This is a genomic window from Marilutibacter maris (assembly GCF_006546735.2).
Classification (GTDB): domain Bacteria; phylum Pseudomonadota; class Gammaproteobacteria; order Xanthomonadales; family Xanthomonadaceae; genus Marilutibacter; species Marilutibacter maris.
In genome coordinates, this window is record NZ_VICD02000056.1 from 1 (window position 1) to 26435 (window position 26435).

The following is a 26435-nucleotide window of genomic DNA, read 5'->3' on the forward strand; positions in this document are numbered from 1 at the left end:
GTCGCAACGGATGCCCAGGGTAATGTCGACCTGACGGCCTTCCAGGCCCAATTGCTGATCCAGCAGCATCAGAGCATCGACGGTCTGGACGCGCCGGCCCTGGCGCAAACGCTGGCCGACTCGCCGGCGCTGTCGGGCGGTGGGATTGAGCCCGTCAGCTGACACCTGCCCTGTTCAGCCAGATGACAACCGCTCCCAATGCGCTACGAGCGCAGGCAGGCGAGTCTACCCTGCCATAGGAGCCGCCGCGCCTGGATTTGGCGATGACATCGAATCCGGCATACTTCTCAAGCGATGCCTCCGTCGGCATCGGGACTTGGCCTGGAGTATGACCCCGAAATGGATTTTGCCTATCACCGCTCGCTGAAGAAGACCCTCAAGGCATGTCAGGAGTGGTTGACCTACCCGGGCAACCCCGAGAGGCCAGTCAAGTATTCAGCTAACCTGCAAGAATGGCTGGATGCGCCGGAGCGGCCGGCCAGAATGCCAGGCGACCCTGTTGCCGATCTGGGGCACTACTACGGCATGGCCGCTTGTGCGGCCTATGGACGGCAGGATCTCGGGGAGCTGACCCGGCTCATGCACTGGGCTGTGGCCCTGCGTGCTCTCGACCTGCGCATGAATGGGATGTTCAGTGAGCGCCGCCCCGACCTGGGCAACTGGCCCTGGGAGTTCTGGGACAGTATGAAGGCGGCCGGCCCTCTGATGCTGTCCAATTGGGAGCTGGGGCATATCTGTGCCGAGCGTTTCATCGAGATGGCGGAAAAAGACGAGCGGGTGAACCGCCCACCGGCGACGCGGATGGTCAACCACAACACCAACGACGTGTTCCTGGTCGGCCTGTTTTCGCAGGCCTTCGATATCCCCACCAGCTTCCAGCCCCGCAAGCCACTGATCGAGCCCTACCAGCAGTTGCTGGATGCCTGGCGCACCAACGGCGAATCTGTGTTCCAGACAGCCATGCAGGCCGCGTCCGAATTTCACATCACTCGCGCCAAGAGCAGCACCGGTAGCAAGTTCTACGAGTTCGACACTGCATTTGATCGCCTGTTCCCGGCCGAACTGCTGGCCGTGCAGGCCCTGCGCCAGCGCGATGGTCTGCCTGCCTTCGAGACCGGGCACCTGCTGGTCGACGGCCCCTGGGCCGTGATCAAGGACTTGCCCGATGTCGAGCCGAATCCGTTGACGCTACAGGTCGAGGCCCAACTTCAGCGCGACTATCCCGAGTTCCGATAACGCTTCACCCTTTCTGCAAGGAGCGCAGTCATGACCCACCCGTCTTCCCGCGCCGCCGAACTGGCCGCCCTGGCGGTCGCAACGGATGCCCAGGGTAATGTCGACCTGACGGCCCTCCAGGCCCAGTTGCTGATCCAGCAGCACCAGAGCATCGATGGCCTGGACGCACCCGCCCTGGCGCAGGCGCTGGCCGACTCGCCGGTGATGGGACACCCGGACGGACGCGAGCAGTTGGAGCCGATGCTGCAGGCACTGGGTCGGCAGTTGCCGACGCAGGACGCGGAGCGTCTGGCGCAGGCGCTGGACGCGAACAACCTGACCGATTCCCGGTTGGAGCGGAACTGGGAGCTGCTGACCGAGGCCGCCGGCGAAGCCTGGGATGCGGGCCGGCAGGCGCTGGATCGCACCGACGCCTCGATCAGCGACAGCCTGGCTCAGGCCCGCCGCTGGGCCGAGCAGGTCCGCGACAACCCGGACAACAGTTACCTGCAGCGCGCCGCCGGTCATGTGGCTGGCGGCGCCACCGAGAAGGTGCAGGAAGGCTATGGCGTGGTGAAGGGGGCGACCGGTCAGGGCCTGCAGGTGCTGGGCGACACGGTCGACCTGGCGACCTTCACCGTGCGGTTCTCGCATGATCGCGACTTCCGCAACATGATCATCGGGGCGGCCGGCATGTATGCGTCCGAGGCCTGGGACGACCCCAGCAAGCCGGTGGACGACGTCACCCGTATCGCCAAGGGCGCGTGGGACGAGTGGAAACATGGCCTGGATCAGGCCGAGCGCGAAGGCAAAGCCGCCGAGTACATGGGGCAGGCCGAGGGCGCTGCGGGCGTGGAGATTCTCGCCACGCTGGTGCCGGTCAGCAAGCTGCCGAAGCTGGCCAAGGTCGCCAAGGCGGCGGACATGGTGGACGACGGCGTGCCGCTGCACACCGGTGGCGCCGCCCGCAAACTGACCAAGGAAGGGCTGGATGTCCTGACCGAGGTCGGCGATGACTTCCGTCGCGCGCAGGCCAGGGGCGGCGTTGCGGCCGAAAGCGCCGACCTGATGTTCGATGGCCTGGCCGGTGTCCGTCGCAGCCAGGGCGAGCTGCGTGACCTGGTCGATGGCCTACGCCAGACAGGGCATGTCGACGACCTGCTGCAGAGCGGCGCACTGCGCCCTCGCGAGCTGGGCTATCTGGCCCGCCAGAACGTCGACGACTTCAAGAACGTTCCGTTCGACGAAGCACTGACCGCCTCGGTCGGTGGCCGTGCACTCAGCCAGCTCAAGCGCCACGAGGTCGGCGAAATCGGCGAAGCGATCATGGCCCATGATCTCGCGCAGAAAGGCTATCGCGACATCGTTCCGATCCAGAACAACTCCGGACACGGCAACGACCTGGTGGCAATCAACCCGGACACCGACAAGTGGGAGATCTTCGAGGTCAAGGCTTCAGCCAAGGGCATTGCGAGAGGGCAAGGACCGGAGCCACAGCCATTGGTGAGCCAGAGGATAGGCCTGGCGATCCGGGAGGAAGGTCATTGGGATCCCAAGAACATGTGGGAGGAAGCTGCCAAGCCGACTGCCGAGCGAATCCGTGAGGAGACGTTTGACCGCGATACTCGACAGCTCAAGGTCGACACCTACTGGTCCCGCATCAACCTCGAACAAGACCCGGCCACCGGTCTGATCAAGGGTGAACCTAAGATCGAGCAGTGGCTGCCGAAGGCAGAACGACCGAATCGTCAGTCCCTGCTGGAGGAGTCCATGCCGGCGCCAGGCCTGCAGCTCCCAGAGAGCCTCAAGGATCCTGCCCACCCTGGCCACAGCAACTTCCTGCTGGCCCAGGACGCCGTCTACCGGATGGAGTTCGCCAACAAGGTCCCGGCCGGTCCGCACAGCGAGCAACTGGCCGCCGCGGTGGCGACCCGGGCCGAAACGGAAGGCCTTCGCCTGGCCAGCGTCCAGTTGAAACAGGGCGCCGGCGGCCAGCTCGACATCATCGAGCGCGGCGCCTACGACGCCCCCGAAAGGCGCGTCGCTCTGGACACCCAGCAAGCCCTGGGCCGGTCCGTGGAGGAGCACAGCCGCGACTGGTCGGCTGCCCGATCACCCCACTACGTCAGCCAGGAGCCGGCGGCCGAACGCACCCCGGAACATGTGCAGGCCCTGGAGCGACTGTCAGGCACCGATCGTGCCCTGTTCGATCACATCCGCGACCAGGTCCCGGCGCACATCGGCGACGATCGCGTGCTGCAGGCGATGGTGCAGGCCCGCGACACCGCCGGCATCGACCGCCCCGAGCGACTCGGCGCGGTGGAGATCCGCGGCGATCAGCTTTCAGTGGTCAGCAACTCGGCAGCCCGATTCCGGGCGAACGTCGACCTGTCCGGACAAGCACCGTCGATGCACGAGAGTCTCGATCAGAACAACAGCCTGACCCAGCAGCTGGCTCAACAGCAGACCCTGGAGGCGCAGCAGCGCGAGCAACGGGAACAGCAGGGACCGGCTATACAGATGGGGTGAGGCAAGCATCGGCTGCTGAAGAGTCAACACGCCATTGCCAGCATAGGCACAGGAGCCCGACCGAAAAATAATCAGCAACAGCATAATCACAGAACCGCCAGGGTGAAACAATAAAAATGCAACCCAAACAAGTTCCTAGCAACTAACGAGTCGGCCAATACAAGGAAACATCCATGAACACGGACAGACTCCTTAGAATCTTCATCTTCCCCGCAATACTCACGGCCCTTGCACTCCCAGCTCACGCACTGGGACACTTGTCCGCGCAAATGCGCTTGACACATGAGACACCCCATACACAGCCCCCCTTCAAAAGCGGTGAAATTGAGCTCACCCTAAGAAACACCGGCGACATGCTGATTGAAGTCGTCATGGACGACCTGCCCTACACAAATTCAAGGACCGGCACTACCCGACCAATGTTCGTGGTATCCAGCGATGGCACAGAAGCGGGCTTCACGGGAAGGATCGTTGATTATATTGACAAGGACGTTTCGACCACAGCCATCACCCCAGGACGCGAAGTCAAACTAAGGTTCAACATATACCGATCTTATAGGCTTGAAGCAGAAAAGACCTATACGGTCGAATTCAGATCTCCAATCCGATACCTCAATCGTCCATCAGGGGATTTCACTATCGCATCACGATTGGACCTATTGCCAATCATGGAGAAAGCGCACGTGAACCCACTGGTAATCAGGCCCCCTCGAAGTTTGGACGAACAACAGTACAGCCAGGCGCGGCGAACGCCCCCATACTGAGCCAACCCGCCGCTTGCCAATCGAGCCAACTGGCCGAACTCGAGAATGCCAAGGATGTCGCAGAGGGCCTGGCCACTGACGGACTCGCGTGAAAGCCCCCCGAAGCCTCCCCTGTCCCACAAGAGTCTCACAGGGAGTTGATATGCCTTTGCCCCGGGCGCGGCGGAACAGCGCCACGACGCGGAACGGCTTAGGCAAGATCAATGATCGCGTCGCGCCGGCGACCGACAGGCCACGGCAATTTCGCTGATCTCATCGGCCAATGACGGGCCATCGACCAACGAAAAATGGCCCTGAACCGTCATTCATGACGAGTCAGAGCCATTCAGAGAAATCCTTTGGATTCAAGGATTTCCACCTGTGAAGGTGGTGGGCGGTACAGGGTTCGAACCTGTGACCCCTACCATGTCAAGGTAGTGCTCTACCGCTGAGCTAACCGCCCGTCCCGCCGGCCAAACCACCCGGCGAAGGGCGCGCAGTGTATCCCACCCGATCGGCTTCGACAATACCCGGATCGATGATCGGCGCGCGGATCTCGATTCAGCCGGCGAAGCCCTGCTCCTTGAGCCGATGGAGTTCGTCGCGGACCGCCGCCGCCTGCTCGAACTCCAGGTCGCGGGCGTGCTGGTACATGCGCTGCTCCAGCTCCTTGATCCGCGCCGCCAGTTGCCTGGGTTCCATCGAGGCGTAGTCGGCGGCGGGCTCGGCGACCTTGCGGCCACGGCCGCGGGTGCGGGCGGCGTCGGGCTCGGCGCGGGCGCCTTCCATGATGTCGGCCACCGCCTTGTTGATCGACTGCGGGGTGATGCCGTGCTCGGTGTTGTGCTCGACCTGCTTCTGGCGGCGGCGGTCGGTCTCGTCGATCGCCGCCTGCATCGACTTGGTCACCCGGTCCGCGTACAGGATCGCCTTGCCGCGGACGTTGCGGGCGGCGCGGCCGATGGTCTGGATCAACGCCCCGGTCGAGCGCAGGAAGCCCTCCTTGTCGGCATCGAGGATCGCCACCAGCGACACCTCGGGCATGTCGAGGCCCTCGCGCAGCAGGTTGATGCCGACCAGCACGTCGAACTTGCCCAGGCGCAGGTCGCGGATGATCTCCACCCGCTCGACGGTGTCCACGTCCGAGTGCAGGTAGCGCACCCGTATGCCGTGCTCGCCGAGGTACTCGGTCAGGTTCTCGGCCATGCGCTTGGTCAGGGTGGTGATCAGCACACGGTCGCCCATCGCGACCCGCTCGTGGATCTCGCCCATCACGTCGTCGACCTGGGTCGACACCGGGCGGATCTCGACCTCGGGATCGATCAGGCCGGTCGGCCGCACCACCAGCTCGATCACCTCGTCGCCGGAGTGCCGCAGCTCGTAGGGGCCCGGGGTCGCCGACACGAAGATCGTCCGCGGCGAGCGCCCTTCCCACTCCTCGAATTTCAGCGGCCGGTTGTCCAGCGCCGACGGCAGGCGGAAGCCGAATTCGACCAGGGTTTCCTTGCGCGAGCGGTCGCCCTTGTACATCGCGCCGATCTGCGGAACGGTCACGTGCGACTCGTCGATCACCAGCAGCGCGTCCGACGGCAGGTAGTCGAACAGGCACGGCGGCGGCTCGCCGGGCATGTGCCCGGTCAGGTGACGGGAATAGTTCTCCACGCCGTTGCAGTAGCCGACCTCGGCCAGCATCTCCAGGTCGAACTGGGTGCGCTGGGCCAGGCGCTGGGCCTCGACCAGCCGGTTGTCCGCGTAGAGCTGCTCCAGGCGCACGCGCAGCTCTTCCTTGATCGTCTCGATCGCGTCGAGCACGGTGCGCCGGGTGGTGACGTAGTGCGAGCCGGGGTAGATCGTGTAGCGCTGCTGCTTCTCGCCGGTCTCGCCGGTGAGCGGGTCGAACAGGGTCAGCTGCTCGATCTCGCCGTCGAACAGCTCGATCCGCAGCGCCTCGTCGTCGCTCTCGGCCGGATGCACGTCGATCACCTCGCCGCGCACCCGGTAGGTGCCGCGGCGCAGCTCGGTGTCGTTGCGGGTGTACTGCATCTCGGTCAGGCGCCGGATCAGCTCGCGCTGGTCGATCCGCTCGCCGCGCACCATGTGCAGGACCATGCGGAAGTACTCGTTCGGATCGCCCAGGCCGTAGATCGCCGAGACGGTGCAGACGATCAGGGCGTCGCGCCGCTCCAGCAGGGCCTTGGTCGCCGACAGCCGCATCTGCTCGATGTGTTCGTTCACCGAGCTGTCCTTCTCGATGAAGGTGTCGGAGGACGGCACGTAGGCCTCGGGCTGGTAGTAGTCGTAGTAGCTGACGAAGTACTCGACCGCGTTGTGCGGGAAGAACGCCTTGAACTCGCCGTACAGCTGCGCGGCGAGGGTCTTGTTGTGGGCCATCACCAGGGTCGGCTTCTGCACCTGCTGGACCACGTTGGCGATCGTGTAGGTCTTGCCCGAGCCGGTCACGCCCAGCAGGGTCTGGTGGGCCAGGCCGTCCTCGAACCCCGCCACCAGACGCTCGATCGCCTGCGGCTGGTCGCCGGCGGGGCGGTACGGGGAGACCAGCTGGAATCCGCTGGCGGAGGCATCGTCCGCGGCTGCGGCGCGTATCGCGGTACGGCTGTCGTTCATGTGGGGAAGCGCGGCCGGGCCTTTCAGTGTAGTCAGACAATGGGATGGGGGCGACGGGCGCTTTTCCTACCCCTGCCCGGCCAGCGCACCGATACGGAGGCGACCGGTGCGCGGCGCAGGATCGGGTTTCCCGGCAAGGAGCCCGACGACATGAGAACACCCGGCACCCGAACACCCCGCATCGCCCGCAACAGCGGCTTCACCCTGATCGAACTGGTGGTCGCGATGGCGCTGGCCGCCGTGGCCGCCGCCATCGCCCTGCCCTCGCTCGCGGCGCTGATCGAGCGCGATCGAAACACGGAGGCGCTGCATCGGCTGACGGTCTCGCTGGCACTGGCGCGGATCAGCGCGATACGGCAGGGCCGGCCGGTCAGCGTCTGCCCCAGCCGGGACGGCCGCCACTGCCTCCGGGAAGGGCTCTGGAGCGGCGGCTGGCTGGTGTTCTCGGACCCGCGACGGCGCGGCGAGCCAGCCGCGCCGTCGGCGATCATCGAGGCCTTCGAGGGCACCGGCGGCGGCCTGCGGGTCAGCACCACGCCCGGGCGGTCCCGGGTCACCTACGACGCCCTGGGCTGGTCGGCCGGCAGCAACGCGACCTTCCGGATCTGCTCGGCGAACGGCCTGATGCTGGGCAAGGTGGTGGTCAACAACGCCGGGCGGACCCGGATGGAGCGCCCGCGGACCGCAACCGCCTGTCCCGGCTAGCGGATTTCGCCCGTCGGGGGCTTGACCCCGGCCGGACAGGCCTTACAATTCACGTCCCCGCCCGAATAGCTCAGCTGGTTAGAGCACTTGACTGTTAATCAGGGGGTCGTTGGTTCGAGTCCAACTTCGGGCGCCAGATTCCAGAAAGCAAAGAGCCCGCCTCCGGCGGGCTTTTTGTTGTCCGCTCGAAGCCGGGATCGCGCTACCGGTGGTCGTCGGCCGAGGCCGCGCTGCCCGATCCGCCCCTGAGGCACCGCGGATTCAGGGTCGGGAGCCCGCACTCACTGCCGCTACTTGCCTGCCTGCACGGCGGCACGGCGGCACGGCGGCACGGCCTGAGCGTGCAACCGAGCCGAGAGGCCACGCAAGCGCTCCGTTGAAGCGGAGGCTATGGTACGTGGCAACGTCGGTATCGCAGGACATGCCGGTCGCGTGGAAGCGCTGGATGAACCGCGGGCCCGCTCCGTCAGGCAAGCGGTCGCCGCCCCCGTCGTGGCGCCGGCTCGGTCAGAGGGAAGCCCGCACGCCACGACGCCCGCGGCCCGAGCGGATCCGGTTGCGGTTCACGGCCGTTTCACGGGTTTCCAATGCCGGTCCCGGTGCGCGTCAGTTCCTCAATATCTCGCGCCAGGAGATTCGGCCGGGCGCGACCGGATTGTTGACATTCACGTCGTCGGTATTGCCCTTGGTGCCGCCGGCGCCGAGCAGCTTGTCGAACAACACGCCATCGCCGACCATCCCCACGTCGAGCTCCAGCGAACCTATAGCGTTGCCATTGAGCTCATCGTCAGAGAACACACCATCGCCATCGGCGTCGAAGAAATAGTCGGTGACGCTGGCCCCGGTGAAGGGATTCAGCACATTGACAAATCCCCTGCCGCCCGGCGCGCATGGATCGTCGCTGGGAACGATGCTGGAGAATTGCAGCACCTGCGCGACCACATCGGGATTCCCGATCATCCGCTCGCCCTCGGCCGTGCCGGGGGCCGGCGGCGCAAAGTCGACATACCACCCCTCCTTGTCGGGCGGCATGGCGGTGCTGGAAGGCTCGAACGTACGCACCCGGCGCCCGCCGACGACCCCTGCCGCGGCCGTCGTCCGCTTCACCAGGTCGGCACGCGAGGCGATTGCCGCCGCCTCGTCGATCAAGCCATACATGGTCTGCACCGACTTGTCCTGCGGATCGTCACTGGTGATGTAGCGGCCGGTGCCGAAGAATACCCAGCGCCTGAAAGTCCCCGGCTCGACCGCAGTGGTCACACCACCACTGATCGGCTGGCGGTTGCCATCGGCGTCCCTGGCGACGAACAGCGGCACCGGCGTGCTGCCGACCTTGTTGGCGGACTCCCACCTGCTCTCATTGCTGTTGCTGAGATCGAACTTCCACAGATTGCCGAGCAGGTCGCCGGCATAGACATGATCCACGTCCCCGTCGAGGTCTTCGTCCACGCCCCTGGGCGAGGACAGGCCGTTGTTGACCGAACCGTCCGCCGGAATCGTCGCCAGGACCGTGCCGTCGGCGATATCGATGACGATCAGGTAGGCCTTGTCATCAGGGCTGTTGACACCGTTGCCGATGATCACGCCGGTCTTGCCGTTGTTGAGCCTGGCGATGAACGGGTCGCCAATTACCTGCCCCATGTCCGGAACCGAGGCCAGATCCCACTCGACATCGGACGCGGCGAAGCTCCGGGGGTTGGTGACGTCCAGCGCGAACACGCCACTGCCTCCCCGCCCCATCGTTCCGACCAGGACATTCCTGTTCGGAGTCTGGGCCTTGGTGGAAACGACGACCGGCCCATCGACGAAGTACTTGTGCGCGTAGTCCGGCGCGACCAGCGTCTTGAGGTCGGTCATTGCAATGCCGCCGGGTATGTAGGCGAAACGCTCGACTCCCGAGCTCGCGTCGAAGGCGTGCAGCATGCCGTCATTGCTTCCGACGAATACGGTGTCGTTGTCCCTCAGATACGCCGGCGAACTATGGATGATGTCGCCGAGCAGGCCCACGCGATCGCGGAAGCTGCCGCCATTGCGTATTTCCTGCGAGGTATCGCCCTTCAGATAATTGGCAACAGCAGCCCCGTTCGACGCGGCGGGCGCGGCCACCGTATTCAGCGCCCCGATCTGCGACAGGGTCGGAAACGCGGCGCCGGTGGTTGCGAGATCGGAAGTGAAGATCTTGCGACTGGCAAATGCGGGCAATTGCTGGGATGCCTCCCATTTCGGATTCGAGCCATCGATCCCCGACGCCGTCACCGCCAGCCCCCTCAACTCGCCGGTCCACTGCCCACCGACGAAGGTCGCCTGGAACAGGGTGCTGCCGGCCTGCAGCGAAGTACTGCTGGCCGCCACGCTCGAGCTTGAGCTGGTGTTGTTGGCAATCGCCGCCAGCGCATCCTGCAGCCCCTTGGCAAATGCAGCCGGGTCGCTGGCGGCGACGAACTTGCCGCGGCTGTTGACCGCCGCGTGGAACAGGTCGTCGATGCGGTGGTTGTCCTCCTCGTCGAGCGGGTTCGGCCATGAAAGCCCGCCATCGGTCAGGTCGTTGCTGGCCCCAGGCGCGTTGACCGCGGTCTTTGGATCAAGCGTGCCCTGCAGGCCGATCGAGATGCCAAAGGTGACCATGTGCTGCCAGAACGCCGGATTACCCGGCGACTGCGGCACGACGTTGTCCAGATCCGGACGCAGATCGTTCTTCCAGTAATGCATCGCGACATCGGCCAGAGTCGGGCCACGGTTGTCCCTGTACGGACGCGAAGGCCTATAGGTGTACTTGGCGCGGTTCGGGCCGGTGATGGTGTCGCCCGCGATGCTGTCGGCGTCGCCCTTGTTGGAAGACCCACTGTTCCAGTAGCCGTCGGTGGTCAGGATCGCGAAGTTCTGCCGGCACGCGAATTGCCGGCCGTCGCTATTCTTCAGCCCCCCACCGGGGCCGTTGTCGGACCTGTTGGAGTAGTAGTTGCCGGCACGATTCAGCGCCGGCAGCAGCGGAGTCCCGTTGTATCCACGCGCACCGTGCAGGCGGTTGAACCAGATGGTGCGGTTGCTGCCGCGGAACAGGCCGTTGTCGGCATTGACCGGAATCAGGAACTGGGGATTGTCGGCGCCGTCGCCGTTCGGCCCCCAGATCGTGGTGAAGCCGACCCGGTACTTGTCGCCATCCAGCGACTGGAAGGCCTCGCTGGAGCCGGCCTTGGCCGACTTGATCCGGGTACGGTGATAGGAAAACCACCTGGCGTAGTTCTGCCGCTCCTGCGCGTCGGTGCGACCGGTCGGTGTCGCCCAGGTGCAGCCCTTGTTCCACAGGCCCGTGTCCGCCGTGTATCCGCATCGCAGGACCCGGCCTGCATCGCCCGCAAAGCTGTTGTCGAGGATGTAGTAGCGCCAGTAGTTGGCGCCATTGGACAGATAGGCGGTGGCGGTATTGCCTTTGTTCTTGGGCACGTGGAAGTACTGGATACCGCCACAGAATGTTACGGGTTCGCCGTTGAACTCCTCAGCGCTGCAACTCTTGGGATCCCGGAGGTTGATGGTGGCGCCACCCACGTGGTTCAAGCTCGGATAGACCGCGTTATAGGTCGTGCCGCCGGTTCGCCGCGTTCCATCGGCCTTCATCCACGGCCTGTAGGTAATCGCAGGGTTGTAGTGGACGGTATTGGAAACATAGGTGAAGTCGGATATACCGAGGCTCACCGTCGGAACCGTCGCACTGCTCATTGTCGGAAGGGCCATCGAACCCGAATCGTCGAGAATGAACAGGATGTTCGGCGGCACGCCGTTGCCGGCGCGTGGCGGCACGGGTGGCACGGTCAGCGCCGCCTGCACCGGCAGGCCCATCAAGGTGGCGACAAAAGCGACGGTTGCGATCTTGAGCAGGCGCGGCGCGGCGGATTTCAAACAAGATTCTTTCACGTCGGTCTCCATCAGGACCCGGCGAAATTGGATGCGGGGTGGCGGTGGCACGACCGGCCGCCGCGCTGCGCGCAGTCACCCGGTTACCTGTTTCAGGCGCAGCGAATGAGAAGATTCAATGAAACGGACATCACTCCGCTCCAGCGCCGGCAGCGTCCAAGCGTGTGCGTCGCCCTTTCAACCAGCACTTCTCAACCAGCACTTCTCAATCAACACTTCGTCGATTGCGGCCAGCGCCGGACATGAGTGACCAATAAAGAACATGGTCGCGACCAGTTCCCGACACCGGGCAGGACCAGAGCCGCGAAAACAGCCCCGGCAACGCCAGGACTTTGTCGCTTCCTTGCTGAGAAGCGCCGCCGCACGAGGGCACACTCAATGCGCCTTCTACCGGCGCGCGCGTCAGGAAAGAAGCGGGAAGAACAACCCGGCGCCCGTCGTGATCCAGCACTCCCCCGGGAGCCGAACACGCGAGTTCCCGGGGACGCGTATTCTCGCGTTCGGCAGCAATCGGCCCGCCATCAAGGCTCGATGATCGAATCGAGCCCCCACCGCGATGCAACGGACCCGGTCGCACGGCAACCCATCCGCATGCCCGCCTCCACCGGAGCCGGCCCGCTCGTGGAGGCCACGCCACCTGGATAGCCGCGCATCGCGGTGATCGGAACTGGGGGCGTCGAGAAAAACGGGGACAGCACTGCACCTGCCCGGTCCGGATCATGAAGTCATCGGCCGAGGACGAATGCGCGGTCTGGAACAGGCGCGGACAACCATGCGCCATCGGCGGCGCCCAGGCATTTCCGACCTCGGGCACCGGATTCCGGACAACAAAAAAGCCCGCCTGGGGCGGGCTTCTCTGCTGTCCGGTTGAAGCCGGGATCGCGCTACCAGCAGTCGTCGGCCGAGGACGCGCTGCCCGATTCGCCCTTGATGCCCTGCGAATTCAGGGTCAGGGTCGCGCACTTGGTGTCATCGCTCGCCTGGCTGCCCTGCGGCACCGCCTGCAGCGTGTAACCGAGGGCCGCAGGCGCTCCGTTGAAACCGACGTTGTAGTACGTGGCAACATCGGCATCGCAGCCCGGCAGCACCGGTGCGTTGCCGCCGGCATCCTGGTCGTAGGCCATGTTGGTCGTGTAAAAGCGCTCCATGAACTGGGCCTGCTCCATCAGGCAGCCGGTCGCCGCCGCACGGCGGCTCTTGGTCACCGCCCAGTCGTAGCTGGCAACCGCGATCCCGGCCAGGATCGCGACGATCGCAACGGTGATCATCAGTTCGATCAGGGTGAAGCCCCGCACGGCACGAGGGCCGCGGCCCGGGCGGATCCGGTTGTTGTTCAGAGTCATCTCACTGGTTTCCATACGGGTTCCCATGCTCGTCAGTTCCTCAGCATTTCGCGCCAGGAGATTCGGCCCGGAGCGACCGGATTGTTGACACCGACCGAACCGGTTTCACCCTTGGAACCGCCGACGCCGATGATCTTGTCCAACAGCACGCCGTCGGTGTTCATGCCCACGCCGGTGTCGACCGAGCCGACCGGCACGCCGCCGACGGTGTCGTCGGTATATTCGCCGTCGCCATCGATATCGAAGAAGTACTCCGAGACGCTGGCACCGGTGAACGGGTTGATCGCGTTGATGAAGCCCGAGCCGCCGGGCACGCACGGGTCGTCGCTGGGGATGATGCTGGAGAACAGCAACACCTGTCCGGCCACCGCCGGGTCGCCGATCATCCGCTCGCCCTGCGCGGTACCCGGGGCCGGCGGCGCCAGGTCGACGTACCAGCCCTTCTTGCCCGCGGGCATCGTTGTTGAAGCGGCCTCGAACCCTCTCACCGTACGACCGTCGATCACACCGACCGCCACCGTCGTCCTCGCCACCAGGTCGGTGCTGCGATTGCCGATCCGCGTGCCCTCGTCCATCAGGCCGTACATGGTCTGCACCGAGTGGTCGGTCTGGTCGGCATCGGTCAGATAGCGGCCGGTCCCGAAGAACACCCAGCGCTTGAAGCTGGTGGGATCCACCGCGATGCTCACGCCGCCGCTGATCGGCTGGCGGTTGCCGCTGCCATCGGTCGCGGTGAACATCGGCACCGGGGTGCTACCGGTCTTGTGCGACGACTCCCACTTGCTGGTGTTGCTGTCGCTCAGATCGAACTTCCACAGGTTGCCGCGCAGGTCGCCGGCATAGACGTAGTCGACATCACCGTCGCCGTCCTCGTCCCAGCCCTTCGGCGAGGACAGGCCATTGGCGGTGTCGCTGCTGGTCGGGATGTTCGCGATGACCGAGCCATCGCTGATGTCCAGCACGATCAGATAGGCCTTGTCGTCCGGGCTGTTGATGCCGTTGCCGATCACCACGCCGGTCTTGCCGTTGTTGAGCTTGGCGATGAAGGGCTTGCCGATGACATTGCCCATGTTGGCGATCGCGTCCTTGTCCCATTCGACATCGGAAGCACCGAAGCCGGTGGAACTGGTCACGTCGAGCGCATAGATGCCACGGCCACCGCGCCCCAGGGTCCCCACCAGGATGTTCTTGTTCGGGGTCTGGGCCTTGCTCGACACGACGATCGGGCCATCGACGAAATAGCGGTGGGCGTACCTGGGGTCCGACAACGTCTTCAAGTCGTTCATCAGCACGCCGCGCGGTACGTAGGCGAAGTGCTCGGCGCCGGTGTCGGCGTTGAACGCATGCAGCATGCCGTCGTTGGCGCCAACGAAAACCGTGTCGGTCGACTCCAGGTAATAGGGCGAGCTGTGGATGATGTCGCCCAGCGGGCTCACCCGGGTCCGGAACGGACCGGAGTTCTTGGACTCCCTGGAATCGTCGCCCTTCAGGTAGTTCGCCACCTCCACGCCGGTACCGCTGGCCGTGGTCAGGCCGACGGTCTGGGTCACGGTCGGGAACGTCGCTCCGGCGGCCAGCGGCGGCAGCGAGGCGTCGTAGGTGAAGACCTTGCGGGCGTTCCAGGCGGGAAGCTCGTCCGAAGCCTGCCAGAGCGGAGTGGTGTCATCGATGCCGCTCGTGGTGACCGAGTAGGCCTTCAACTCGCCGCTCCACTGCCCGCTCACGTAAACGGCCTGGAACAGCTTGGTGTCGGTGCTGATCGAGGTGGAGTTGGCGGCGACGCTGGACGCCGAACCCTTTCGGGCCTGGATCGCCGCCAGCGCGTTACGAAGACCTTCCGCGAACTCGTCCGGGTTCGAGGCCGCGACGAACTCGCCACGACCGTTGACCGCCGCGTGCCAGAGGTCGTCGATGCGATGGGCGTCCTCGGCATCGAGCGGGTCCGGCCAGGACTTGGTGCCGGCGGTCAAGGCCGGCAGATCGACCTTCGGATCCAGGGTGCCGCGCTGTCCGATCGAGATGCCGAAGGTCACCATGTGCTGCCAGAACGCCGGGTCGGCACCGGAGGTCGGGACGTTGTTGCTCATGTCCGGCCGCAGATCGTTCTTCCAGTAGCGCATCGCCATGTCGGCCAGCGTGCCGGAGTAGTTGTCGCGATACGGCCTTTCGGCAAGATACTGGGTGTAGGTGGGTACCGGGCTCAGGTTCGGATCCGGGGTGTGGGTCGAACCGTTGGCGTTGTCTTCGTTGCTGCCCTCCTGACCCGAGTTCCAGAAGCCGTCCGTGGTCAGGATCGCGAAGTTCTGCCGACAGGTGATCTGCGATGCGCCCGCTTCCGGCCCCCAGGGTCCGGAGGTCGACGCGCCCTTGAAATACTCGCCCGACCGCTTCAGCGCCGAATGCAGAGGCGTCACGCCACTGCTGATCGCGCCATAGAGGCCCGAGTACCAGGTGGTCTTGTTGGTCGTCCCCTTGGCGGCATTGTCCCGGAACAGGCCCCCATCGCTGCCCACCGGAATCGGGAGTTCATTCCGGTTCCAGATCGTATCGAAGCCGACACGCATGTTCTCGTCGAGCTCGGCGAAGGCATAACCCGCGCCGGCCTTGGCCGACTTCATGCGGGTGCGATGATACGAATACCAGTTCGCGAAGTTCTGCCATTCCTGGGCAATGGTCCTGCCCCAGGGAAACGAGGAAATCCCACTGCAGTTCCAGCTGCCGCCACTGTACTCGCACTCCTGGGCGAGAGTACCCGGACCCAGCGTATAACGGGTGTAACTCGAGTTGGCGGTAAGGTCCGTGGCCCCGGACTTCAGGACGTAGAAAGTCCGTTCCCCGGTCGTAAGGTTGGCGGTGCTTCCGCTGGCAAAGTCAGCGCTTGAAAACGCGGCCGTTGCGGGCGTGTCGGGCATGTAACTGCCATCGGCCCGCTGCCAGCCGCGATAGACCCGGGCCGGATCGTAGTAGATCGTGTTCCTGACAACCGCCCGATACCGGGGTTGGTCACTGATGCTGCTCTCATTGCTGATGTTCTGCGGCATCGCGAAATACCCCATCGAACCCGAGTCATCGAGGATGAAGCGGATGTTCGGAGGTGCGCCGTTGCCGGAGCTGGGCGGGACGGCGGGAATCGTCAGTGCCGCCTGCACCGGCAGTCCCATCAGGGTGGCGAGGAAGGCGACGGTCGCTGCCTGCAGCAGGTGCGGCGCGGCTTTTTTCAAACGGGGGGTTTTCACGTCGGCCTCCATCAGGGTCCGGCGAAGTTGGATTGCAGGATGACGGTGGCGCGATTGGCCGCCGTACTGCGCGCGGTCACCCGGTAGCGCGGCTTCAGGCACAACGGGTGCACCGGTATCTCGCTGTCGCACTTGGGCCAGCTTGGCGCCTCGCCCATGTATTCGACGAAGTACTGCGGCGCGATCGCCAGGCCGCCCATCGCCGCGGCGGCGTTGGTCCAGTAGCCACCGGCCTCGTTGAGCCAGCGCTCCGGCAGTGTGGGATCGGGGGTATCGCACAGGCCGCCGTTGCAGCCGCCGCCGCCGATCGCCGGAAATCCTGCATGGCCGTTGGCCAGCACCTGGGCTTCGGCCTCGCGCAACGCGGCTTCGGCCGCCTGGAAGCCGAGCCCGCGATCGCGCAGGTTGGCGGTCATCCGCTCTTCCATCACCGTGCCGCGCAGGCTGGCGAGTCCGAGCAGGGTCATCACCAGCAGCAGCACCAGGACGACGACCAGGACCGCGCCCTGCTGGTGGCGTGCGTGGGTTTTGGGTATGCGCTGCATCATGAGTTGCGATTCCTCAGCGTCACGGTATGAACCAGCGTCCTCTGCAGGACGTTGCCATCGACCCCGACCTCCTCGGGACTGTCCAGGGTCAGTTCGATCCGCGCCGCCTGCACCTCGTTCCAGCGCGCACCCACCGCACCTGCAGCCACGTAGGCCGCGTTACCCGGCAGCAGGTAGGTGATCTGCATGTCGCTCACCCCCTCGGTGATCTCCTCGGCAACCGTCGCCACCCCCGTGCCGCTGCGGCGCAGTATCTGGCGGTACAGCGCGCGGTTGTTGTTGGCATTGGTGCCGATATACCAGCGCGCCGAGTGCAGCTTGACGATCGTGGAGTTCGGGCCGTAGGTATAGGGCGTGCCGGTCGCGGCACCGCTGCACAGCACCGGAATGCCCAGGCCCTTGGTGCAGTTGCCGGGTGAAGTCGAAGCACCGCTCGCATCGTGGACAATCGTCTCGTTGATGCCCGGCTGCGCATTGGTCACCTGGACGATCGCCGCCTGGCGGTAGTCGCAGACCATCACGATGTCGCCGTCATTCAGGCCATGGTCGACGGTGTTGACCTTGAACTGGGCCGAGGCCGGCACATGATCGGTCACGGTCACGCCGTTGGAGTCGCCCGACTTCAGCTCCACCGCGTCGGTGCCGGCGACCCGGTTGGCCGGGTTGTCGGAGGCGAACGGGCCTTCCACGCCCAGCACGCCCGTGCTCCAGTCGGCCCACCAGTCGCCGGCGGTGGTATCGACCACGTTGGCGGTCGGCAGGTTCTTCGCGCACGGCGTACCGCCCGCCTCGCGCACGTCGCGGGCCATCAGCTCGAACGCCACCCGCGTGCTCTCCTGCACCCGGCCGAGGTTCTCGGTGGCGCGGTAGGTCTGGCGGTTGGACAGGAACACGCTGATCGCCGCGCCGGTGATGAACAGCCCCAGCACCAGCGCCACCATCAGCTCGATCAGGCCGATACCGGCCGCCGTCCGGCGTCCCTGCGATGGGTTTCGATTTCCGATTGTTCGCTTCATAGCCGTGTCGTGGTGCTGATTGTCTTGGGGGTGGCGGCCGCCTGTTCCTCGGCCCGGCGATCGTCCCAGCGGACGGTGATCCGCACGATCTGGTTGCCCGCGTCCACCATCTCGATCTGTCCGCACGCGCTCGGGCCCAGCGACCGCGGCTGCTGCATCGCGGTGAGCCACTCGCGCTGATCGGTCTGGGCCAGGGTTCCCGCGGCCGGCGGCGCGCAGGTCATGCCCATCGTGTAGCCGCCGGCGGTCGCGACGTCGCGGTTGGCGCGCATCGCATCCATGATCGAGTAGCTATAGACCACCGCCATGCTCTGCTCGGCCGAGCTCTGGCTGTTGCGAAGCGCGGTGGCCTGCATCGCGGCAATACCGAGCAGGCCGATCGCCATCACCAGCACCGCGACCAGCACCTCGATCAGACCCGCGCCGCGGACGGCGCCGGGTGCGGACCTGCGGCCCCGATGCCGGCGAGCCGCGCCAGCGGCCATGTTCTTCTGGACAAGGATCGTCACGGGCATGCTCCCCCGCCATTTGCCTGGGATGTGGAAACGCGGCTGCCGGCGGCGACATTGAGCACGCGCTGGTTGCGCTGCGGCTGATCGGTCGGAATGCACACGGTCACCGCGCCGACCAGCAGCGCGTCGTTGACGTCATAGGCCAGACCATCGGGCCGGAAGACGATCGAGTTGCCGTTGTCGGTGATGGTATTGCCGACGGTCACCTCGACCGGCGCCTCCACGCTGCTGATACGCAATACCGTGTCGCCGACGCCGAAGGCGCCGTTGCCGCTGCTGTCGATGATGGTGATCCAGCTCTGCCAGGCGCCACCGGCCGAACAGGTGGCGTTGTCGGTGCTGCGGCAGACCGCGACCCGACGCCCCTGCCGCACCGCCTCGATGCGCGCGGTCTGCACCGCGGCGACCATCTCGTTGACGCCACTGGCGAGGCGGTTGCCGTTGATCAGGCCGGTGAAGCTCGGCACCGCCAACGCGATGACGATCGCCAGTACCGAGACGGCGACCAACAGTTCGATGAGGGTAAATCCGTGCGGCCGCGACGCGACCCTGGACGACCCGACAAGTCTTGCTGGCACCTGACTTTCCCCTAGCACGGTTCCGTTCGGGTAACGTAAGCGCCACCGGGTAGCAATGCCACCCTGTGCCGACAGGCGGACGGCACAGCGGTCCAGGCGGCCTCACCGGACCCCTTCTGCAGATCCGCGCACCCTTTTACCGGACATGTCGCGTACCGCACCCGCCGCCGCACTGCAGCCCCTGGACGCCCTGTGGCAGCCCTCCGTGCTGATCTCGGTACTGCTGGCCGGCGAATGCCTGGCCAGCGTGCTCGCGCTGGCCCCGGGCATCAACGCGAACCGCTGGGTCTACTTCGGCCTGGCCTCGATGCTGATCCAGTGGATCTCGCTGCTCACCCTGCTGGCCCTGTACCTGTTCCGTCGCCGGCTGGCGACGCGCCCGCCGCAACAACTGGCCTGGATCGCGACCGGCCTGCTGCTGCTCAACACCTGGCTGGTATCCGGCGCGACGCGCCTGAGCCTGGGGCCGGACTGGCCGCTGGACGGTGACGGCTGGAGCGGACTGACCCTGCGCTTCACCGGGATCGTGCTCGCGGTCACCCTGCTTGGTCTGGCCGCGTTCCAGAACCACTGGCGCACGCGGCAGATGGCGATCCGCGCCAAGCAGGCCGAGCTGGAAGCGCTGCAGGCACGGATCCGTCCGCACTTCCTGTTCAACACGCTGAACACCGGGGCGGCGCTGGTGCATCAGCGGCCGGAGGCGGTCGAGCAGTTGCTTCTGGACCTGTCCGACCTGTTCCGGGCGGCGCTGGCGGGGCCACAGCAGATCGCCCTGGAGGACGAACTGGCCCTGGCGCAACGCTATCTGGAGATCGAGGCACTGCGGTTCCGCGAGCGCCTGCAGGTGACCTGGAAACTGCCCAGGCAGATTCCCCAGGTCACCGTGCCGGCACTGACGATCCAGCCGCTGGTCGAGAACGCGATCCGCCACGGCATCGAGCGACGGCCGAAGGGCGGCGAGATCGAGATCGCGGTGACGACCGCGCCGGAGCGGGTCATCGTCCGCATCAGCAATCCGCTGCCCGTCGGCGACGCGCCGGGCAACCCCGGCCACCGGGTCGGCCTCAATGCCGCCCAGGAGCGGGTGGAGGCGCTGACCGGCGGCCGCGGCAGCGTCACCACGCAGCGCGAGGGCGAGCTCTACGTGGCGACGATACGACTGCCGGTCGGCGCGAGCTGAACTACCGGCTCAGCCCAGCACCCGGTAGCAGGGCTGGTAGTCGCCCTGGATCTTCATCCGCCGCTGTTCGACGAAGGCGCGAAGCAACTGGTCCAGCGACTGCATCATTTCCGGGTCGCCATGGATCTCGAACGGCCCGCGCTCGTCGATGTGGCGCATGCCCTCTTCCTTGACGTTGCCGGCGACGATGCCCGAGAACGCGCGGCGCAGGTCCGCCGCCAGCTCGTGCGGCTTGCGCCCCTTGTGCAGGTCGAGCGCGGCCATCGCCTCGTGGGTCGGCCGGAACGGCTGCTGGAACTCCAGCGGAATGTCGATCGACCAGTTGAAGAAGAACGAGTCCTTCTGCGCGATGCGATGCTCGCGGACCTTGCGGATGCCGGCGGTCATCTTCTTCGCCACCTCGGTCGGATCGGCGATGACGATCTCGTAGCGCGAGGTCGCCGCCTCGCCCAGGGTCAGGCGCAGGAAGCGGTCGATCTGCTCGAAGTACGCCGCCGAAGCGGTCGGCCCGGTGAAGATCAGCGGGAACGGCAGCTCGGCATTCTCTTCGCGCAGCAGGATGCCGAGCAGGTAGAGGATCTCCTCGGCGGTGCCGACGCCGCCGGGGAACACGATGATGCCGTGGCCGATGCGGACGAAGGCCTCCAGGCGCTTCTCGATGTCCGGCATGATCACCAGGTGGTTGACGATCGGATTGGGCGACTCGGCCGCGATGATGCCCGGCTCGGTCACGCCGATGTAGCGCGGGTGGCGGCGACGCTGCTTGGCGTGGGCGATGTTGGCGCCCTTCATCGGCCCCTTCATCGCGCCCGGACCGCAGCCGGTGCAGATGTCGAGTCCGCGCAGGCCCAGCTCGTAGCCAACCTGCTTGGTGTAGATGTACTCCTCGCGCGAGATCGAATGGCCGCCCCAGCACACCACCAGGTTGGGATCGGCCGGCTCGAGGATGCGCGCGTTGCGCAGCAGGCCGAACACCGCGTCGGTGATGCCGTCGGTGCTGTCGAGATCGCGGCCGCCGTCCTCGCCCAGCTCGATCGCCCGGAACGCCAGGTCGCGCACGACCGCGAACAGCAGCTCGGCCACGCCGCGGATGATCTCGCCGTCGACGAAGGCCATCGCCGGCGCATTGCTCAGGTCGATCCGCATGCCGCGGTCCTGCTGATGGACCTGGATGTCGAAGTCCTTGTACTGCTCCTGCGCGGCGCGCGGGTCGTCGGACACGCTGCCGGTGGTCAGCACCGCCAGCGCGCAGCGGCGCAGCAGGTCGTGCATGCCGCTGGAGGCGTCGCGCAGGCGCGCGACCTCGTCGCGCGACAGCACGTCGAGACCGCCGCTGGGATAGATGCGGGCGTTGACCGTGGGCAACGGGGTATGGATCGGGGCACGGGGGGCCTGGCTCATTCTCTTTTCTCTTCCTCTTCTTCGTTTCTCTTTCGCAGCCGATCGACTCTAGCGCACGGCCGCCCACAAAAAAACGGCCGGGGTCGCCCCCGGCCGTTTTCCTACAGCTTGGTCATGCGTCGATCAGAACTCGTAACGCAGGGTCAGCAGCACCGACCAGCGCGAAACCACGCGCGGCACGCGGCCCTCGTAGGGACGCAGGCCCTGCCAGGACGGGTTGTCGGCCTGGCCCAGGTCGTACACGTAGGTACCGTCCGCATTGACGCCACCCAGACGCGCCAGATAGCGGGTGTCGAAGCCGCCGATCTCGTCAGTCACGCCCCAATCCTTGTTGAGCATGTTGAGGAAGTTGTAGACGTCCAGGCGGACGATCGACTTGTGGCCCTCGAAGAAGCCCGGCAGCTCCTGCTGGATGCCGAGGTCGACCTGGTTGACCCACGGCAGGCGGGAGGCGTTGCGGCCGGCGATCTCGCCGCGATGCGCCTGCAGGTACGGGTTGCTCGCGATGAAGTCGTGGAACGCGGCGATCTGCTCCGGCGTGGCCGAACCGTAGCTGACGTTCGGATCGTTGACCAGCGGAATGTAGGCCGGATCCTGGTAGATGCCGTCGCCATTGAGGTCGCCATTGACGAGCCAGGTGTACGGCAGACCGTCATGCCCGTTGTAGAAGGCGGTGATGCTGGTCTTGTAGTCGCCGAAGAACGCGTGCTCCCAACCCACCGAGGCCTTGATCGAGTTGCGGATCTCGCGGCTGGCGGTGGTCGCGAACTCCTGGTTCGGATTCACGCGCGACACGTACTGGTAGCTCGACCAGGCCTGCGAGCTGGCTTCCGAGCCGACTTCGGTGGCCTTGGTGTAGGTGTAGCTGATGTTGCCGTACCAGTTGTTGGCCAGCGGCTTGTTCAGCGAGAAGGTCACCGAGGTGGAGCTGCCCTCGTCGGTGTTGCCCAGCACCGTGGAGTTGAAGCTGTAGTCCGGATTCCGGCCACAGTTCTTGTTGGAGCTGGAGGTCGAGCCGCCCAGGTCGCACCAGTAGCTGTTGCGGCCGTCGGCCAGGGTGCCCTGGGCCTCGCCGATGTTCAGCGCGCGGTAGACCGCGGCGTCCTTGGCGCGGATGTTCTGCACCTCGACCGAACCGATCAGGCCGTACCACGGCAGCTCGGCGTCGTAGCCCAGGCTGGTCTTCCACACGGTCGGCAGCTTGAAGTCCGGATCGATGACGTCGATCTGGTTGGACGGGCTGCCGGTGGCCGGGATGTTCTGGTTGTACGGATCCGGGCTGAACGGCGCATCCGACGGGTCGAAGTTGCGGTAGGACAGCGCGGTGACGCCACCGTTGTTCTGGTACGGGTTGGCCAGCCACACAAACGGCGGCACGCTCTGGAACGCGCCGATGCCACCGCGCAACTGCGAGTAGCGCGGGGTGTCGAACATGTAGTTGAACGACACGCGCGGCAGGACGACCTTGTTGTCCGAACCCAGCTTGTAGTCGTTGCGGAAACCGAAGGCCTCCTCGAAGCCCGGGCTGCGCTCCGGCGCGTCGTCCACCTTCGGGAGGTTGACGCGGACGCCATAGGTCAGCGACAGATTGTCATTGACCTGCCAGGTGTCCTGCAGGAACGGGCTGACCTGGGTGTAGACCAGAGCCGCGGCGGTGTCGTTGACGTCGAAGCCCGGCGCCGGCGTGCGCAGGTTGTAGACGTCGTAGTTGCCAGCGGCGAAGTCGGCGAGGCTGTTGAACACGTACGAACCGTGCAGATCGCGGCCGTACAGGTTGAACACGTCGTGACGCAGGTAGTCGAAACCGCCCTTGATGGTGTGATCACCGGCGTAGTAGGTACCCGCGACCGAGGCCGAGAAACGCTTGGTGTTGATCTGGTTCTCGTGGCGGTTGTTGTCCTCGCCGATGAAGATGGAGCCGCCGTTCGCGGTCTCGATCTCCACTTCCGGCTGATTGACCGGATTGCCGTTGACCTGGTCGAACTTCTGGTGGCTCAGCTTGATCTCGGTGGAGAAATTCTGGGTCCAGTCGCTGAACAGCTGCAGCGAGGTGTTCTTGGTGATGTTGTCGATGTTGTACCAGTGGCTGCTCAGCACGACGGTATCGGAGCGCGCGTCGTACGGCGAGGGGCGGAACTCCTCGGTCTGCTGGTAGGTCAGGCTGGCGCGGTGGTAATCGTTGATGTTCCAGTCCAGCTTGGCCAGGTAACGCTTGTTGTCCAGGTTGACGCCGGTGGAGCCGTAGGTGCCCGGCTGCAGGCCCAGGCTCTCGGCGATCGCGATCGCGTCCTGGACGTCCTGCTGGGTGACGTCGCCGTTGGCGATGCCGTCGGAGGTCGAGGAACCGCCGAAGTTCTTGATCTTCTGCTCCTCGTACGAGGCGAAGAAGAACAGGCGATCCTTGAGGATCGGGCCGCCCAGGGTCGCGCCCCAGGTGGTGTCGGTGTCGAAACCGGTGTAGTCCTCACCGTCGAGCTTGCCCATCAGGCTGTCGGCGTCGCGCAGCGCGTAGTACACCGAGCCGTGGAACTCGTTGGTGCCCGACTTGGTGACCGCGTTGACGGTCGCGCCGACGGTGTCGGAGGCGACGTCGTAGTCGGACACCTTCAGATCGTACGCGGCGATGGTGTCGACCGAGATCGGGGTGCCGATGTAGGGCATGCCGTTGGCGTTCAGGCCGAAGGGGTCGCCCTGCGACATGCCGTCGACGGAGATGTTGTTGTAGCGGTTGTTGACGCCCGCCACCGAGATCGAGCCGTTGCCGGCGTCGGTGACCTGGATGCGCGGGTCGAGGCGCGCGATGTCGTCGAGCGCGCGGTTGCCCTGCGGGGTGAGGTCGAGCTGACGTCCGCTGACCGAGGTGCCGACGCCCTTGTTGTCCGGGTTGAACACGTCCAGGCCCGGCGAGGCCACCGCCATCACCGCTTCCAGCGTCGTCGTGTCGCCGAGGACCGCGTTGATCGCGTTGACCTGGTTGAGGTTCAGGTAAACGCCTTCCTCGACATCGGTACCCGCGCCGTCCTTCTCCACGGTGATCGTGTACGGACCGCCGACGCGCAGACCGCGGGCGTTGTAGCGGCCGCTGGCATCGGTGGTCGCGTAGTTGACCGTACCGGAGTCGACGTGACGGATGGTGACCTGGGCGCCCGCGACGGGCTGGCCGCTAACATCGGTGACCGTACCGCCGACGCCGGCGGAGGTGGACTGAGCGAGCACAGGCGCGGTGGCAAGAGCGGCGAGCAGACCGATGGTCAGCCTGGACAGCCGGACGCGGTTGTTATGAGTCATTGGACATGAGCCTCAATTACACGGGAGTTGAGCGCAGGCAGCCCTCTGTCCCGACGCAAGTCGGAGCTGCCCACGACGAAATATTGGTTTTCCTTGGCACCCAGAATCCCGGCTGACGCGATGCGCCCCCTCCGGGTTAACGGCACTTTAACACGTTAGGTCACCGATGTGACAGACGTGTGACGAGGGTGGAACTTCAAGGAAAATCGCCCGCGAATCCCCTATTCAGGCAATTTTTGACCGTCATTGCCGTCACGGCGCTGCAATCTGCAGGTAGGTTCCCAGGCCATCCAGGAACATCTGTACCGAGATCGCGACCAGCAACATGCCCATCAGCCGCTCGATCGCGGTCAAGGCCCGCCGGCCCAGCAGCTTGTACAGCAGGGTGGCCGAGAACAGGATCGCCGCGGTCGCCCCCCAGGCGATCATCAGCGCCAGGCTCCAGTCGGCCAGCCGGGTCGGTTCGTTGCTGCCCATCAGCATGACCGCGGCCATGCCCGAGGGTCCGGCCACCAAGGGTATCGCCATCGGCACGATGAACGGTTCGCCGTCGGGCAGCTCGCCCATCAGCCCTTCCGGCGGCGGGAAGATCATCCGGATGCCGATCAGGAACAGGACGATGCCGCCGGCGATCGCGACCGACTCCTGGCGCAGGTGCATCAGCTCCAGCGCGTACTTGCCGCCCCACAGGAACATCATCAGCACCGCCAGCGCGATCAGCAGCTCGCGGGCGAGCACGATCCGCTGTCTCCGCGGCGGCAGGTTGCGCAGCAGGCTCAGGAACACCGGGATGTTGCCCAGCGGGTCCAGGATCAGGAACAGCAGCAGGGCGGCGGAGGCGATGGTCATGGTCGGTCTCGCGGCGGCGCGGGGCGCCCGCCTTGCCGGCGAACGCTCCCGGGATGGCCCCCGTCGCCGGCGGCGGCAGGGCCGGCAGCGGGTGACGGGGTCATGGATCTGGCGATTGGATCAGCCGTCCTGGCCGGGTTCGGGCGTCCACACCTGGCCACGTTGGGCCATGCCGGCCGACGATAGCAGGGTCACGCAGGCCGGCGCATACGCCGCCGGGTCGCGGACCCGGTCGTCGGTCTCGTCGGCATAGGCGCGCGAGCGCAGCGGCGTGCGCATCGGTCCGGGCCGCAGGCCGCTGACCCGGACCGGGCCGTTGGCCAGTTCCTGGTGCAGCATCCCGACCAGGGCGGCGAGCCCGTGCTGGGCCAGCCCGTAGCCGCCCCAGTAGGCCTGGCCGACCAGCGCCGGATCGTCGACCGCGAACACCACCGCGGCGTCGGACGCGCGCGACAGCAGCGGCAGGCAGGCCTGGGTCAGCCACCAGCGCGCGGTCAGATTGACGTGCAGCGCGCGCGCGAACACCGCCGGATCGGTCTGCGCGAGCGGGGTCAGGCCACGGAACTCGGCCGCGCAGTGCAGCAATCCGTCGAGCCGGCCCAGCTCGCCCTCGATGCGGGCGGCCAGCTCGGCGTAGTCGTCGGCCGAAGCCCCTTCCAGGTCGAGCGGATACAGCAGCGGCTCGGGGCCGATCGCGGCGACCGCGTCGTAGACACGGTTGAGCCTGGGCAGCTTGCGGCCGAGCAGGACCACGG

Annotated in this window: 17 protein-coding genes and 2 tRNA genes; 6 read left to right on the forward strand and 13 right to left on the reverse strand. The window is 65.9% G+C overall.

Going from position 1 to position 26435, the window contains the following annotated elements; translation table 11 throughout:
- Positions 1-339 precede the first annotated feature (339 nt).
- The 3 genes from FKV24_RS04165 to FKV24_RS04175 all read left to right on the forward strand — a co-directional run bounded on the left by FKV24_RS04165 (position 340) and on the right by FKV24_RS04175 (position 4508).
- A complete protein-coding gene (locus FKV24_RS04165) occupies positions 340-1236 on the forward strand; it encodes a hypothetical protein (protein WP_141481466.1) in 897 nt (298 codons plus the stop codon).
- 30 nt (positions 1237-1266) lie between these two features.
- Positions 1267-3744 (forward strand): XVIPCD domain-containing protein, encoded by a 2478-nt coding sequence (locus tag FKV24_RS04170; protein ID WP_141481468.1) that lies wholly within the window; start codon positions 1267-1269, stop codon positions 3742-3744.
- Positions 3745-3917: 173 nt separating this feature from the next.
- Complete coding sequence (locus FKV24_RS04175) at positions 3918-4508, forward strand: hypothetical protein (RefSeq protein ID WP_141481470.1); 591 nt, start codon at positions 3918-3920, stop codon at positions 4506-4508.
- Between the two features lie 367 nt (positions 4509-4875).
- On the opposite strand, the gene FKV24_RS04180 is transcribed toward FKV24_RS04175, so the two are convergent.
- Both FKV24_RS04180 and uvrB read right to left on the reverse strand, forming a co-directional pair.
- A tRNA-Val gene (locus FKV24_RS04180) sits at positions 4876-4950 on the reverse strand.
- A 98-nt stretch (positions 4951-5048) separates the two neighbouring features.
- On the reverse strand, positions 5049-7112 hold the full coding sequence (gene uvrB / locus FKV24_RS04185; RefSeq protein WP_141481472.1) for an excinuclease ABC subunit UvrB: 2064 nt from the start codon (positions 7110-7112) through the stop codon (positions 5049-5051).
- Positions 7113-7262: 150 nt separating this feature from the next.
- Here uvrB and FKV24_RS04190 point away from each other — a divergent pair, with 150 nt between their 5' ends.
- Complete coding sequence (locus FKV24_RS04190; protein WP_170288209.1) at positions 7263-7817, forward strand: GspH/FimT family pseudopilin; 555 nt, start codon at positions 7263-7265, stop codon at positions 7815-7817.
- 59 nt (positions 7818-7876) lie between these two features.
- Positions 7877-7953: transfer RNA gene (locus FKV24_RS04195), tRNA-Asn, on the forward strand.
- Between the two features lie 470 nt (positions 7954-8423).
- Here FKV24_RS04195 and FKV24_RS04200 read toward each other — a convergent pair.
- The 7 genes from FKV24_RS04200 to FKV24_RS04230 all read right to left on the reverse strand — a co-directional run bounded on the left by FKV24_RS04200 (position 8424) and on the right by FKV24_RS04230 (position 18962).
- The gene (locus FKV24_RS04200) at positions 8424-11741 is read right to left on the reverse strand and encodes a pilus assembly protein (protein WP_249040911.1); all 3318 of its coding nucleotides are present in this window, start codon (positions 11739-11741) and stop codon (positions 8424-8426) included.
- An 872-nt stretch (positions 11742-12613) separates the two neighbouring features.
- Positions 12614-13072 carry a type IV pilin protein gene (locus FKV24_RS04205; protein ID WP_141481476.1) on the reverse strand — a complete coding sequence of 153 codons (459 nt, stop codon included), beginning with the start codon at positions 13070-13072 and terminating at the stop codon, positions 12614-12616.
- A 32-nt stretch (positions 13073-13104) separates the two neighbouring features.
- Positions 13105-16308: a pilus assembly protein gene (locus tag FKV24_RS04210; protein ID WP_249040912.1), complete on the reverse strand. Its 3204-nt coding sequence runs from the start codon at positions 16306-16308 to the stop codon at positions 13105-13107.
- A gap of 11 nt (positions 16309-16319) precedes the next feature.
- Positions 16320-16856, reverse strand: a complete 537-nt coding sequence (locus FKV24_RS04215) for a pilus assembly PilX family protein (protein ID WP_141481478.1) — start codon at positions 16854-16856, stop codon at positions 16320-16322.
- Positions 16853-17872, reverse strand: a complete 1020-nt coding sequence (locus FKV24_RS04220; RefSeq protein WP_141481479.1) for a PilW family protein — start codon at positions 17870-17872, stop codon at positions 16853-16855. The genes FKV24_RS04215 and FKV24_RS04220 overlap by 4 nt, the downstream gene beginning before the upstream one ends.
- Positions 17869-18381 carry a type IV pilus modification protein PilV gene (gene pilV, locus FKV24_RS04225; RefSeq protein WP_249040913.1) on the reverse strand — a complete coding sequence of 171 codons (513 nt, stop codon included), beginning with the start codon at positions 18379-18381 and terminating at the stop codon, positions 17869-17871. Before pilV ends, FKV24_RS04220 begins: the two co-directional genes overlap by 4 nt.
- On the reverse strand, positions 18378-18962 hold the full coding sequence (locus FKV24_RS04230) for a GspH/FimT family pseudopilin (RefSeq protein ID WP_141481480.1): 585 nt from the start codon (positions 18960-18962) through the stop codon (positions 18378-18380). The genes pilV and FKV24_RS04230 overlap by 4 nt, the downstream gene beginning before the upstream one ends.
- Positions 18963-19107: 145 nt before the next feature.
- Between FKV24_RS04230 and FKV24_RS04235 the strand changes: the two genes are divergently transcribed.
- Positions 19108-20142 carry a sensor histidine kinase gene (locus FKV24_RS04235; protein WP_141481481.1) on the forward strand — a complete coding sequence of 345 codons (1035 nt, stop codon included), beginning with the start codon at positions 19108-19110 and terminating at the stop codon, positions 20140-20142.
- Positions 20143-20151: 9 nt separating this feature from the next.
- Here FKV24_RS04235 and ppnN read toward each other — a convergent pair whose 3' ends face one another.
- The 4 genes from ppnN to FKV24_RS04255 all read right to left on the reverse strand — a co-directional run bounded on the left by ppnN (position 20152) and on the right by FKV24_RS04255 (position 26433).
- On the reverse strand, positions 20152-21543 hold the full coding sequence (gene ppnN / locus FKV24_RS04240) for a nucleotide 5'-monophosphate nucleosidase PpnN (protein WP_141481482.1): 1392 nt from the start codon (positions 21541-21543) through the stop codon (positions 20152-20154).
- Between the two features lie 123 nt (positions 21544-21666).
- The gene (locus FKV24_RS04245; RefSeq protein WP_141481483.1) at positions 21667-24831 is read right to left on the reverse strand and encodes a TonB-dependent receptor; all 3165 of its coding nucleotides are present in this window, start codon (positions 24829-24831) and stop codon (positions 21667-21669) included.
- Between the two features lie 252 nt (positions 24832-25083).
- A complete protein-coding gene (locus FKV24_RS04250; RefSeq protein ID WP_111265816.1) occupies positions 25084-25680 on the reverse strand; it encodes a YhgN family NAAT transporter in 597 nt (198 codons plus the stop codon).
- Positions 25681-25800: 120 nt separating this feature from the next.
- Positions 25801-26433, reverse strand: coding sequence for an SDR family NAD(P)-dependent oxidoreductase (locus tag FKV24_RS04255; RefSeq protein ID WP_249040914.1), 633 nt, complete (start codon positions 26431-26433; stop codon positions 25801-25803).
- Between the last annotated feature and the right edge of the window lie 2 nt (positions 26434-26435).

What these genes read in the sequence shown, in the direction of transcription:
- FKV24_RS04165 (WP_141481466.1), top strand. Translation starts at nt 340, where the DNA reads ATGGATTTTGCCTATCACCGCTCGCTGAAGAAGACCCTCAAGGCATGT.
- FKV24_RS04170 (WP_141481468.1), top strand. Translation starts at nt 1,267, where the DNA reads ATGACCCACCCGTCTTCCCGCGCCGCCGAACTGGCCGCCCTGGCGGTC.
- FKV24_RS04175 (WP_141481470.1), top strand. Translation starts at nt 3,918, where the DNA reads ATGAACACGGACAGACTCCTTAGAATCTTCATCTTCCCCGCAATACTC.
- uvrB (WP_141481472.1), bottom strand. Translation starts at nt 7,112, where the DNA reads ATGAACGACAGCCGTACCGCGATACGCGCCGCAGCCGCGGACGATGCC.
- FKV24_RS04190 (WP_170288209.1), top strand. Translation starts at nt 7,263, where the DNA reads ATGAGAACACCCGGCACCCGAACACCCCGCATCGCCCGCAACAGCGGC.
- FKV24_RS04200 (WP_249040911.1), bottom strand. Translation starts at nt 11,741, where the DNA reads ATGGAGACCGACGTGAAAGAATCTTGTTTGAAATCCGCCGCGCCGCGC.
- FKV24_RS04205 (WP_141481476.1), bottom strand. Translation starts at nt 13,072, where the DNA reads ATGACTCTGAACAACAACCGGATCCGCCCGGGCCGCGGCCCTCGTGCC.
- FKV24_RS04215 (WP_141481478.1), bottom strand. Translation starts at nt 16,856, where the DNA reads ATGATGCAGCGCATACCCAAAACCCACGCACGCCACCAGCAGGGCGCG.
- FKV24_RS04220 (WP_141481479.1), bottom strand. Translation starts at nt 17,872, where the DNA reads ATGAAGCGAACAATCGGAAATCGAAACCCATCGCAGGGACGCCGGACG.
- FKV24_RS04235 (WP_141481481.1), top strand. Translation starts at nt 19,108, where the DNA reads ATGTCGCGTACCGCACCCGCCGCCGCACTGCAGCCCCTGGACGCCCTG.
- ppnN (WP_141481482.1), bottom strand. Translation starts at nt 21,543, where the DNA reads ATGAGCCAGGCCCCCCGTGCCCCGATCCATACCCCGTTGCCCACGGTC.
- FKV24_RS04245 (WP_141481483.1), bottom strand. Translation starts at nt 24,831, where the DNA reads ATGACTCATAACAACCGCGTCCGGCTGTCCAGGCTGACCATCGGTCTG.
- FKV24_RS04250 (WP_111265816.1), bottom strand. Translation starts at nt 25,680, where the DNA reads ATGACCATCGCCTCCGCCGCCCTGCTGCTGTTCCTGATCCTGGACCCG.